General features: G+C 55.1%; 9 protein-coding genes. 6 read left to right on the top strand and 3 right to left on the bottom strand.

The window, feature by feature from the left end; translation table 11 throughout:
* Positions 1–401 precede the first annotated feature (401 nt).
* The 6 genes from AB6B39_RS13660 to AB6B39_RS13635 all read left to right on the top strand — a co-directional run bounded on the left by AB6B39_RS13660 (position 402) and on the right by AB6B39_RS13635 (position 6406).
* Positions 402–2039, top strand: coding sequence for an RHS repeat-associated core domain-containing protein (locus tag AB6B39_RS13660; RefSeq protein WP_371398628.1), 1638 nt, complete (start codon positions 402–404; stop codon positions 2037–2039).
* 1290 nt (positions 2040–3329) lie between these two features.
* Positions 3330–3587: an RHS repeat-associated core domain-containing protein gene (locus AB6B39_RS13655; protein ID WP_284373833.1), complete on the top strand. Its 258-nt coding sequence runs from the start codon at positions 3330–3332 to the stop codon at positions 3585–3587.
* 144 nt (positions 3588–3731) lie between these two features.
* Complete coding sequence (locus tag AB6B39_RS13650) at positions 3732–4109, top strand: hypothetical protein (protein WP_284373835.1); 378 nt, start codon at positions 3732–3734, stop codon at positions 4107–4109.
* Positions 4090–4536, top strand: coding sequence for a hypothetical protein (locus tag AB6B39_RS13645; protein WP_371398627.1), 447 nt, complete (start codon positions 4090–4092; stop codon positions 4534–4536). The genes AB6B39_RS13650 and AB6B39_RS13645 overlap by 20 nt, the downstream gene beginning before the upstream one ends.
* 795 nt (positions 4537–5331) lie before the next feature.
* Positions 5332–5949 carry a hypothetical protein gene (locus AB6B39_RS13640; RefSeq protein WP_371398626.1) on the top strand — a complete coding sequence of 206 codons (618 nt, stop codon included), beginning with the start codon at positions 5332–5334 and terminating at the stop codon, positions 5947–5949.
* A 133-nt stretch (positions 5950–6082) separates the two neighbouring features.
* Positions 6083–6406 (top strand): hypothetical protein, encoded by a 324-nt coding sequence (locus tag AB6B39_RS13635; RefSeq protein ID WP_284373841.1) that lies wholly within the window; start codon positions 6083–6085, stop codon positions 6404–6406.
* 4 nt (positions 6407–6410) lie between these two features.
* Here the strand turns inward: AB6B39_RS13635 and gltB are convergent, their stop codons facing one another.
* Genes gltB through AB6B39_RS13620 form a run of 3 tightly spaced genes read right to left on the bottom strand, consistent with a single transcriptional unit; the run spans position 6411 to position 12780 of the window.
* Positions 6411–10925, bottom strand: coding sequence for a glutamate synthase large subunit (gene gltB, locus AB6B39_RS13630; RefSeq protein ID WP_284373843.1), 4515 nt, complete (start codon positions 10923–10925; stop codon positions 6411–6413).
* Positions 10922–11353 (bottom strand): GFA family protein, encoded by a 432-nt coding sequence (locus AB6B39_RS13625; protein ID WP_284373845.1) that lies wholly within the window; start codon positions 11351–11353, stop codon positions 10922–10924. The genes gltB and AB6B39_RS13625 overlap by 4 nt, the downstream gene beginning before the upstream one ends.
* Entirely contained in the window at positions 11353–12780 is a 1428-nt protein-coding gene (locus tag AB6B39_RS13620) for an NAD(P)-dependent oxidoreductase (RefSeq protein ID WP_348520204.1), read from the bottom strand. Before AB6B39_RS13620 ends, AB6B39_RS13625 begins: the two co-directional genes overlap by 1 nt.
* Positions 12781–12850 lie beyond the last annotated feature (70 nt).

Raw genomic sequence — 12850 nt, 5'->3', positions numbered from 1 at the left:
TTAATGCGAATAATACACAGAAATTAAAGAATGAGATATCGCTTCCGAAAAGTTTACGGCTATCCGAAGATGTTATCCAGGCTGTAAGTTGCTCCGAATCAAACGGATCCAGCCTTTATGGAATAAGCTTACCGATCATTGACCGTATTAATATATTGATACTATGTGGAAATATAATCGGATCCTTAGCCTACTTTGGGCCAGGCGCTCAACGCTCAGACTTCGACCCAGGTGAAGCGTACGATCATCTTCTAAGACTTAGCTAGTCCTCTGCTTCCAATTCAATAATTCTACTAAGCATATTTTCTAAATCAGGGTTATAGAAGTATGACGCGCTGGGCCATCCGCCGCACGGGGGCTGCTAGTGGAGTACACGCCATTGCATCCGCTCTGTCGGCGGCTTGCTGACGGCGCTGGACCTCGATTACAGCTACAATTCCAACAGCCAGATTACCGCGATTCTGGATGCCTCGACGCCCGGCATCGGCGCAGGCTGGAAGTCGCATACGACCACCGGCCTTCAATATGACGGGTTGGGGCAGATGACCCACGCCAATGGCTGGTGGGGGTCTGGCCTGTTCACCTATGACGGGCTCGGCAATCTACTGAGTAAATCGCTCACCACGGGGGGCTCGCCGCGGTCTGTCAATCTGAACTATGATCCAGCGAAAAATCATCTGAGCACATCGATCGACAGTCTCATGCCAACCCATGGCGGCACAGGGACGCGCGCGCTCACCCATGATGATCGCGGCAACCTGACCACATCCACCTTTGTGGATTTCTTCGGCGGCATCAACCGGACGAAGACGATGACCTACGACCTGTCGGATCAGATGATCGCCATGTCCGGTCAGGTTCCGGACGGGTCTCCTGTCAACGGCACCTTCGAATATAACGGCGAAGGCAAGCGCGTTCAGATGACGATGAACGGGCGCAACAGCTTCTATGTCTATGACTTTGCCGGGCGGCTGATGCTGTCCCACAAGGAAGCGGACGGCGAAGGGGTAGAGCGGCTCTATCTGGAATCCGGTCAGGCGCTGGGCAAGTGGACGGGCACGAAGCTGACCTACTTCCATACGGACCATCTCGGCACGCCGATCCGCGGGACGCATGGCATGGGCGGGACGGAAACGGTCGGCGCGGACGTGTTCCAGCAGTTCCAGACCCCTTACGGCATGCAGCCCACGACCAGCTGGCACGGCACGGGCAATACAGGCTTCGATCCGGCCTTCGGACAGGGCTCGAACTGCGGCGTCACGGGCTTCACCACCCATGCCAATGACTGCGAGACCGGCCTGACCTACATGCAGGCCCGCTACTACGATCCCGTCAGCTCACGCTTTACCAGTGTGGATCCTGTGACGTTTACAAATACTGGAAATACGGGGATGATTAACAGATATGGCTATGTTGAGAATGACCCAATTAGCTTTCTAGACCCATACGGAACAGATAAAGTTCATATCTCAGTAGGTGGTTATTTCGTCGCAGGCATAGGGTACACGGTCAACTTAGGAGTGGCCGTCGATTTTTCGCCAGAGAGAAGAACCGGATTTCTTCCAGATATAAGTATTTACTCAACGACTGGGCGACAAGGAGGCTTTGGAGGTGGCGTAGGTGTCGATCTTGGATACTTCAGGGGAGGAAACGAAGATTTTTATGGTAGGGGTTCACAGTTAGTAGGTGACACACCTGCAATAGGAATTACTCTATCCGAGCCAAATTCATCTACAGAGTTCAATAATTCAGGGGATATCGCTGTAGGTTTAGGTTATGCCGCTGGACTGACTGGAGGTGAGGTGAACACACGAAATTTATTCAGTACAAAAGATTTTGCTAATACGATTGATATGTTGATTGGAGGCGAAGTATCATCTTCAAATGCATCAAATTTGGCATCAAGATATTTAGGAAAAGACATTGAGGTCACTCAGGTTGATAGCTCTACCCAAACATTCTCATTCACTAGAACTGGCTCCCGTCTCAAACAAAAAGTTACATGTAAATCATCAGGGGACGGCACGAGTTCATGCTAGAAGCTGCTGCCGCATCAAGATGATATAGGGCGTTAATTCGAACCTAATTTGCAAATTGATATGAATATGAAAAATAAAACTATTTTCGAAATCTGGACTTGGCTTATATTTGGTGGCGTGTTTTTGGTCTGGTTTGCAAGAACCGGATCAATAACACCAGTATTATTGTCGATATTGACCTTAATTACAATAAAAATCGGCTCTAGATTGATGTTTAAGTGATTGAACGGCGTAAGAAGTAGGTGATACAATCGGTATAGCGTACATATGCATGAGACAACCGGACGAGGTTCTGGAGGTGCGCCCACCTTGGAGTTTAACATTAAGTCAAATTCTTGAATTGGAATGAGACTGAAAACTCGGATACAAATAAAGGTGCGTAATGTAGATTTCAATGCTGAAGGCGGCGATGTTACAGTAACTTATAATAATGCTGCGACGAGGCTAAGGCAACGTCAAAAAATTTGTACATTGGGAGAAGACGGAAGCTGTGGCTGGAATACCAAAAAGAAAGCAGCGTAGCTTTGACAAGGACAATGGGTCTAAATCTATTATAGGTGTTCTGTTGGGGGCATCCATTGTGTTCCTCTTTCCCTTTCTGCTGTTTGAAGATCAAATGAGAGCTATTGCGGTTGTGGTAACTGCAGTTGTGTTGATATTAGCATTTTATGTATCTTTCAAAAAAAGTAATATATTCTTTCGCAACTTTAATTAAAAATAAAAACTGGGCGATGCAGGTGCCTGGCATCAAGAAGTTCCAATCCAAATGATCCGTACCACTTATATACTCACAATGATCATGGCTGCATCGGGTATTTCCGCGTGCACTTACAATAATTATGCTAAAGTTTGCGTTTTTGACGATATCGAGCAGATATCTGAAGTCGTGTTTAGTGACTGCAGCAATGAATATTCTCTATCAAGTATCTCGCCACTCGTTTGGGAGAACGAATACCCTATAAACGTTGGAAATTGTGACAAATTGAGTTTCGACATAAAGATTGCAACAGGCAAAAATTTTCGATATGAATATTACCACTCGTCTTGGCCTTTCGAGGATAAGAACACTGATTTTTACAGCTTCGATGTAGACGGTAATGGGGATTATAAGTTAAATCATACGGCATATTTTCTTGATGGAATAACGTCTTGCCAAAACATTGAATCCGCAACACGAATTTCACGTTGAGAAATTAAGTGAATAGCCACTATGCCGGATAGATTGATAGGCGTCGGGTTTATAGACTCCATGCCATTGATTTACACGTATAGTTCCGCAGGTTAAGACGTGTGAAAGGCTTCGATCCGGCCTTCGGGCAGGGTTCGAACTGCGGCGTCACGGGCTTCACCACCCACGCCAATGACTGCGAGACCGGCCTGACCTACATGCAGGCCCGCTATTACGATCCAGTCAGCTCACGGTTTACCAGTGTGGATCCGGTAGGGTTCATGACGGACCGCCGGACCGGGATGGTAGGACGGTATAGCTACACGCTGGGCGACCCAATGAATATGGTGGACCCGGATGGAAATTCGAGTTTGGCATGACTTCATTTTACAAAGCATGTTCTTGAACATGACATTCAAACCGCTTTAACAATCCAACGTGACGCCACAAAAAATCATACGGTTCGCGGAGCCGTAGGTGGCGACATAAATGACGCCCGGCGGCATTCGGAAGCAGCGTATAGAATGAGCAATGAGTTATATACTGGGGCTGCAGGTGCGTTTGTTATATTGTCAGGCAAGGAAGCCATCGATTCTGCAAACGGACTCCTCGCAAAAATCGGACTAAGTGGTTATGAGGGTACATTGTTAGACACGGGTATGGATGTGCAGAATAATTTCAACTCTATTGTCGCCGCTGCGAATAGAAGGAAGCTAGACGACAGTGAACTCAAGACTATAGTACAGGACGGAGAGACGCGGGATAATTTATACAATAATGATCAGAATGCAAATGACGATACAGATGAAGGCAGTCATGGATCAGAGGACGGGGGTTCTTGGTGGGGAATAAATAAGGACACAATCACTGGAACGAGGTGTAATGGAAGAATCAACTGGTAAGGTTAATGTATATTTTCCAAATATTTATGAAGCTAGGGCTACAGTTTGGCTAATTCTTGTTACCGCCTTCCTTCCGGCATGCAGCTATAAGAACCACATGAAAGTATGCGTTTATGATCCTTTAGAGGAAATTAGAAAGCTGGAATTTACAGCCTGCGAGGAATTTGTTCAGCTTTCAACTTCTGAACGGTATTTGTGGGAGAGCTCAGATAATTTCACGATACGTAATTGCGAAGAACTTGTTGCTAATATTGGAACTGAAAGCTGGGGAGATTTGTCTTTATCTTTCTCCTTTTCGCCTTGGCCTTTCGAAAACGAGATGACGCAAAACTATACTTTGGTTATTCATGATAGCGGGTCTCCTTATCTGAGATATGACTCTTTTGTGGAAAACGAACTGTCCTCCTGCAAAAACCCTGAAGAATGAGGTGTGTAATTCTCATTTTTTCACATATCGAACGTGCTGAAAACAATCCCCGCCCCGCACAAACTCAATCCCCGCCTAAAACCGCCACCCTATACTGCTTCCACTCGTCACGGGCATGGGAGAGTGCGTTGCTCTGGTCGTGGCGAGGTCTGGTTGGGCGGGGCGGTGTGTGAGGTTACGCAGCACACATGGCTCCACCCGGCGAAGCGATCGATGGTGAGGCGGGGGCGAGATACGAGCGGAGGAATGGCGGGGCCTGACACTCCCGCTTCCGTGCGCTCTCCCGTCAACACTGGGATGACAGAGCTGCGGTCGAAAGCCGCGGCGTCTATCTATCCCGCTCCGGGGTGAGGCCATGGCGGCCCCTTGGGGCCACGGCGCTGACGACCGGGTGTGCTCGATCAGGCGCGTGGGTTCCGATCCGTTGTAAATAGGTGTGTCTCCTTCCGTATCCTTCAATGGATCGGAACCCGCGCCCCATGTCACTTTCGAAGGACTGTGACCCTTTTGCTGAGCCCAGCCCGCTCAGTCGCACATATCCGTGTGGCTGAATCCCACTGGCGGTCTGGCCTGACCCCAGCTAGCCTCATCTCGAGCCGTCCCGCTCCGCCAACTCCGCTCCGATCGCCTGCCTCGCGGGCGTATCGGGACTCCTGTTGTGGGACGCTTCAAAACAGCCTGCTATGGTCAAATTTCCGCAGTTTTTACACGACGACAATTCGGGTTGAGCCAATCGGCGTTGACGGAAATGGCACTCCTATCAAAGGACCTGTCCAGCACTGGCAGGGTGACCTGATGGATGGGTGCGTCCACTATCCTGCGGACGGCCTGTCAAATGTCGAAGGCACGGACGTCGTCATGTTCAACTATTTCACGCTTCAGGCTGACCCGAATGACGCCATCCCTGACAATTGTGATGCTGCGCTAGCCAATTCTGAAACTCACCCAAACGCCTTCGACGAATGTGCCGAAGAGCAACGAGATCAGCCGGGAACATGGGGCTTCCAAGCCCTCGATCTTGATACAGGCACGGGCGTCACAGGGGGGACGGGGGCCTACATATGGGGCATGTCCGACAAGATTCTGCCCGGAAATGAAATGGCTTATATCGTCGAACATGTTCCAGCTGGATCGCCATTCAACTTCACGGGGGCTACGACCAACCCTATTCATGTCTACACACATGAAAATGGTGGCTTCGTATCGCAAGGGATGATTCCCAGTAATATGCGGCCCACATCCGATCATAGCCTGCATTCAGATTGTCTGAGTACGGGCAATCAGCAGTTGATTCACGACCTTCATTTGGAGGATCGGAACGGGGACGGTCTCATGGACATCAAAATGTACACGGCCACGGAAACCTGGGTCGGTTATGTCAACGGTCAGTGGCAAATTGTGACTGATCCGTGAGGACGCAAACCACGATTTCCTGACCATAGGTAGTGACGTATCGCAGTCGCTTTTGACGATTCAGATGATCGGTCGAACGGGACTGATTGCAGCGTCAGCGATCAATCGCTATCTGATCGTCAGGGAGACCTCTGTGAGCCAAAAAGACAAAGACGACGACAAACCTGTGACCCTGGCGGACTATATCCCGCCTGCTTCCGTCCCGGACCGGGCAGAGCGGCGAAAAGCTCTGACCAAAGGCGATCGCGAACGTCTGGACGCGCTGGAGCGCGCAGTGCGTGAGACTGAGCCTGATGCGGTGCGCCGTTCCCGCAAGACGCAACGCGAGCGCGATCATTCCGAGTGGGCCGAAAACAAGGGCTGGAAATCCAAGCGCAAATCACGCGGCAGTAATGTCGGCAAGTTCGTCATCTGGGCGATCCTGATCATGATCGCCCTCGCTATTTTCCTCGACTAAGCGCCTACTCCGCCGCTTCGCTGATGGGGATGTCGAGGCGTCCGATCATTTCCTTCGGGACGATTTGCCAGAATTTGCCGCGCTTATGGTCCCATTCGGTTAACAGGGCGCGGGAAAAGTCCGAGCCGGTGGTTTCGGCATGACGCCGGACGAGATCTTTCAACTCCGCTTCGTAATGTTCCGATGACAGGCGCTGCCAGATGACGCTATCGGGATTGACCGCGCGTTCGAACTCATCCGACTCGTCAAAAACATAAGCCATGCCGCCCGTCATGCCGGCCCCGAAATTGTCCCCGACACTGCCGAGAATGACGATAGTGCCGCCCGTCATATACTCGCAGCCATTCGTGCCGAGACCTTCGACCACGGCGACCGCGCCGCTATTGCGCACGGCGAAGCGTTCCCCGGCACGGCCTGCCGCCATTAGCGATCCGGACGTTGCCCCGTAAAGGCAGGTATTACCGATAATGGCGCTGAGATGTGGTTCGATCGGGGTGCGGCCCTGTGGTGCGACAATGATCTCCGCTCCTGACAGACCTTTGCCAACATAATCGTTGGCATCGCCGTCCACGACAAGGCGTAGCCCCCTGATGCCAAAAGCCCCGAGGCTTTGTCCGGCACTGCCGCGCAGGCGCACGGTCAGATGTCCATCCGGCACGCCCTCCGCGCCAAAAGCCTTGAAGATGTGATGCGACGTGCGGGTCCCCACGGCCCGGTGCGTATTCCGGACGGCATAGGTCAGATGAGTTTTCTCGCGTCGTTCGAAGAGTTGGGCGGCGTCCTGCACGATCTGGATATCAAGCGTGTCCGGCACCGGCGTGCGGACTTTGCGATTATCCTTGACCGGATCGTTGCTGACCTTTGTCAGGATCGGATTGAGGTCGAGGTCATCGAGATTTTCGGACCCGCGGCTGACCTGCGCTAGAAGGTCGGTCCGCCCGATAATGTCTTCCAGCCGCTCGACCCCTAGCGAGGCAAGAATTTCGCGAACATCTTCAGCAATGAAGGTCATCAAATTAATGACTTTCTCTGGCGTTCCCGTGAACCGTTCGCGCAAGGCCGGGTCCTGCACGCAGACGCCGACCGGGCATGTATTGGAATGGCACTGGCGCACCATGATGCAGCCCATGGCGACGAGGCTTAGCGTCCCGATCCCATATTCTTCAGCCCCCAGCATGGCGGCGATGACAATATCGCGCCCCGTCTTCAGCCCGCCGTCGGTTCGCAGCGTGACGGCGGAGCGAAGATTGTTGAGCATCAGCACCTGATGCGCTTCCGACAGGCCGAGCTCCCACGGGATCCCGGCATACTTCAGCGATGTGTTGGGCGACGCGCCCGTTCCGCCATTATGGCCGGCAATCAGGATCGTATCCGCTTTGGCCTTGGCGACGCCGGCCGCAATCGTGCCGACACCGGACGAGGCGACCAGCTTGACGCAGACGCGTGCCGTTGGATTGATCTGCTTGAGGTCGTAGATCAGCTGCGCCAGATCCTCGATCGAGTAGATGTCGTGATGCGGCGGCGGGCTGATCAGCGTCACGCCGGGCGTGGCGTTGCGGAATTTGGCGATCATGTCTGTGACCTTGAAGCCGGGCAGTTGCCCACCTTCGCCGGGCTTTGCGCCTTGGGCCACCTTGATCTCGATCTCTCGGCATTCGTTCAGATATTCCGCCGTGACGCCGAATCGGCCCGATGCGATCTGCTTGACCGCACTGTTGGGATTATCGCCATTGGGCAGCGGGCGATAGCGCGCGCGATCCTCGCCGCCTTCGCCGGAGACGGACTTGGCCCCGATCCGGTTCATGGCGACATTCAGCGTCCCGTGCGCTTCGGGCGACAAAGCGCCCAAGCTCATGCCCGGCGTGCAGAAACGGCGACGGATTTCGTTGACGGACTGCACACGAGACAGGGCAATCGGTTCACGCAGCGGCTTGATGTCCAGCAGGTCCCTGACCTGGATCGCGCCGCCCCCATTCACGACTTTGGCGTAGCTGCGGTAAAGCTCGTAATCCTCGCGACCCACAGCCTCCTGCAGCATATGGATCATGTCGGCTGTATAGGCATGACGTTCGCCCTTGGCCCGGACCTTGTAGAGCCCGCCCACGGGCAGCCGGACGACGGAAGCTTCGTAAGCCATGTCATGTATGGCCAGCAATTTGCTCTCAATCCCGGCCAGCCCGATCCCGGAGATGCGGGACGTCATGCCGGGGAAAAACTCGCCAACGAGAGCGCGGGATAGGCCCAGCGCTTCGAAGTTCAACCCGCCTCGGTAGGAGCTGATGACGCTGATGCCCATTTTGGAAATGATCTTCAGCAAGCCCCCTTCGATTGCCGCCTTATAGCGTGCGACCGCCTGATCATCCGACAGGTCGATCAAACCGCGCCGGACCCGATCCTGTACGGAGGCTTGCGCCATATAGGCATTCACAGCCGTTGCGCCAGTGCCGATCAGGACGGCGAAATAATGCGTATCGAGACATTCGGCAGAGCGTACGATGATCGAGCAGGACGAGCGCAGCCCCTTCGCCTTGAGATGCTGTTGCACAGCGGCTGTTGCCAGAATGGATGGCACCGCCACGCGGTCTTCGGAGACGGCCTCGTCGGTCAGGACGATATTTTCCACACCGTCCCGGACGGCGGTCTCGGATTCCGTTCTGATGCGACGCAGCGCATCGACCAGACGCCGCCCCGGAACCATGTCGTCCGTGGGGACAGGGAAGGTGCAATCGATCGTCGCGATCTTCGTTCCCATCATCCGGGCGAACCGGTCATACATGCCGTTGGTCATCACCGGGCTGTCCAGCACCAGCATTTCTCGGGTCTGGCTGCCGGATTCTTCGAGTATATTGCGCAAATTGCGGAAGCGCGTTTTCAGACCCATTACACGGGTTTCGCGTAAGGGATCGATCGGCGGGTTCGTGACCTGGCTGAAATTCTGCCTGAAAAAATGCGATAGCGGACGGTAGAAATCGGACAGCACAGCCAGCGGCGTGTCATCGCCCATGGAACCGATGGATTCCTTTCCACCCTCGGCCATGGGCGTCAGGATGACTTCCATATCTTCCAGCGTCTGACCGCAGGACACTTGGCGGCGGATCAGCGCTTCGCCCGAGAGCAGGGGGTCGGGTTCCGGCCCGGACAGGGCTTCGTCCAGATTGACGACCTTTTTCAGCCACTTCTTGTAAGGGCGTTTCTCGGCCAACTCGTTCAATATTTCCCGCGAGTCGTAAAAGCGCGGGTCCTCAAGATCGACGGCGATCATACGACCCGGCTGCAACGCACCGCGCTGCACGATTTCGGCTTCGTCCATCGGACACATGCCCGTTTCTGAACCGACGGCCAGGATGCCGTCCGCGCTGATGGAATATCGCAGGGGGCGCAACCCGTTGCGGTCCAGCCCGGCCATAACCCAGCGGCCATCATAGGCGACCAGCGCGGCAGGCCCGTCCCATGGCTCCATCACGGCATTGCAATAGGCATAGAGATGCCGCCAACTTTCGGGCATCAGGTCGCCGCGTTTGCTGTAGGCCTCGGGGATCAGCAATGTCTTGGCCATCGGTGCGGTCCGGCCCGCGCGGACCAGAAGTTCGAAGACCGAATCCAGCGCTGCAGAGTCGGAGCTGCCTTTCTGAATGATCGGTTTGACGTCCTTGGCGCGTTCCCTGAACGTCGAACTGGCCATCTTGATCTCATGGTTCTTCATGAAATTGATGTTGGCGCGCAGTGTATTGATCTCGCCATTATGGGCCAGCATGCGGAACGGTTGCGCTAGCCACCATTGCGGAAACGTGTTGGTCGAATAGCGCTGATGATAGAGCGCAGCGCGCGAGACGAAGCGATCATCCGTCAGGTCGGGATAGAATTTGTCGATGTCCTGCGCCAGGAACATCCCCTTGTAGATAATGGTCTGCACGGATAGCGAGCAGACATAGAAGCTCGGTATCTGCTCTGCGATGACGCGCTTTTCGATCCGGCGACGGATGACGAACAGCTCGCGTTCCAGCGCATTGCCCTTGCGGCCCTGCGGATCACGAAACATGACCTGCTCGATTTCAGGGCGGGTCGCTTTCGCCTTGTCGCCGATTACGTCGATGTCGATCGGAACCTGACGCCAGCCATAGATGTAGAAGCCTTCGCGGATCAGTTCCGATTCCACGATCGTCCGGGCGGCTTCCTGTGCCGTCATGTCGATGCGCGGCAGGAAGATCATGCCGACGGCGATCTTGGCCGTGGACGGCTTGTGACCCGTCTCCTCGATCTGCGCGCGGAAGAAATCCTGCGGAATATCGAGCCGGATACCCGCCCCGTCGCCGGTTTTTCCATCCGCGTCGACCGCGCCGCGATGCCAGATGTTCTTTAGCGCCTGAATGGACTTCTCCACCACATCGCGACGTGGCTTGCCATCGATTGAGGCCACGAGGCCGACCCCGCAGGAGGATTTCTCATGCGTCGGGTCATAAGCATGCGCCGCGATAAGCGCGTCACGCTTGCCTTCGTAATCGTCGAGCCAGTCGGTCATTGTTCGTCCTGTTTCTGGCTGGCTTCGAACTCTGCCAATACCTCTGCACCGGTTTTGTGCGGGGCATTGTCGGGAATGATCGTGTAGGACGGGCCTTCATCCACGAAGATGTGAGACTGAATTGGGGTCTTGAAGTCATCGAAGAGACCGATCGCCACGGCTGGATTGTCAGGGCTGGCCTTCATCCGCCAGGCCAGAGTCGAGCCGCAGCGCCCGCAGAAGCCTCGCTCGCCCCAATCGGACGAAGCGAACCATGTCAGGCTGTCGCCCTTGAACGCGACGTCGCCGGAAAAATGCGCGCCGTGAAATGCGCCGCCTGCATTCTGGCGTCGGCACATCATGCAGTGACAGGCATCCGTTGATGTCACTTCCCCATGTGTTTCTACGCGCACTGCGCCGCACAGGCATTGTCCTGTCATATTCGTCATTATTCCGCCGCCACTTTCTGATCCGCGCTTTCGCATGTGCGCAGATAGTCATGCATATGTTCTGCTGCGTCCCGACCTTCGCGAATGGCCCAGACGACGAGGCTGGCGCCGCGCGCAATGTCGCCAGCCGCATAAACGCCAGGCAAATTCGTCTCGAACGTGACCGGATTGACGCGCAGCGTTCCCCAACGCGTCACGGTCAGCGTGTCCGACAGATCGTCCATCGGCTCCGGCGTAAAGCCGAGCGCCTTGATCACCAGATCGGCTTTCACATCGAATTCGCCACCAGGCACGGCTTCGGGCCGTTGCCGCCCGGACGGATCTTTCAGACCCAGACGCATCCGGTCCGCGCGAAGCCCCGTTGTCTGCCCGTCCGTATCGACCACAGCCTTCGGGCTGGCGAGCCATTCGAAGTGCACGCCTTCTTCCTGCGCATTGGCCGTCTCGCGGCGCGAGCCGGGCATGTTCGCGTGGTCGCGACGATAGAGACATGTCACGCTATTCGCGCCCTGGCGCACCGCCGTGCGCACGCAGTCCATCGCCGTGTCGCCGCCGCCGATAACGACGACATCCTTGCCGTCCGCTGTTTCGCTGTCGACGCGGTCGCCCAGACCGCGGCGATTACTGTCGATCAGGAAATCAAGCGCAGGCCGTACCCCGTCCGAGGCGCTGCCCGGCACATCGAGATCGCGCGCCTGATAGACGCCCGTTGCGATCAGGATCGCCTGATGTTTGTCGCGCAGCTTGTCGAAGCTGATATCTGTCCCGACATTGCAGTTCAGCACGAAGACAATACCGCCCTCTTCGAGCCGCTTGACCCGGCGCTGCACGATCGCCTTGTCGAGCTTGAAGTTCGGGATCCCATAGATCAGCAAGCCCCCAGCGCGGTCATGCCGGTCATAGACCGTGACCTGCCAGCCTTCGATCCGGAGCTGTTCCGCAGCCGCCAGACCGGCCGGGCCTGCCCCGATGATCCCGACCGATGCGCCGCGTTCCCGGCGCGGTTTCAGCGGCTCTATCCAGCCTTCATCCCAGGCGCGATCCGTCAGATATTTCTCGACCGCCCCGATCGTGACCGTGCCGTGTCCGGACTGTTCGATCACGCAGCTGCCTTCGCAGAGCCGGTCCTGCGGACAGATTCGACCACAGATTTCCGGCATATTGTTCGTTGCGTCGGAAATCTCCCACGCTTCGCGAATGCGCCCTTCCGCCGTGAGACGCAGCCAGTCAGGAATATTATTCTGTAGCGGACAGTGATTCTGACAGAAAGGCACGCCGCATTGCGAACAGCGTGCCGCCTGTTCGCGCGCCTTCGCGTCGATAAACTCCCCATAGATTTCAAGGAAGTCGTCCCGCCGTTCGGCCGCATCGCGCTTGTCCGGCATTTCGCGGTCACGCGAAACGAATTGCAGCATACGCTCAGACATTGGCAAAAATTACCTCAGGCGATCTCGTCATGCAGAATTGCAGGCGAAATTCACCTTTAGCGTATCGAGA

The organism is Algimonas porphyrae (assembly GCF_041429795.1).
Lineage (GTDB): Bacteria > Pseudomonadota > Alphaproteobacteria > Caulobacterales > Maricaulaceae > Litorimonas > Litorimonas porphyrae.
Note: the sequence above shows the minus strand (reverse complement) of the source record. Positions and strands in the feature narration are given on the sequence as shown.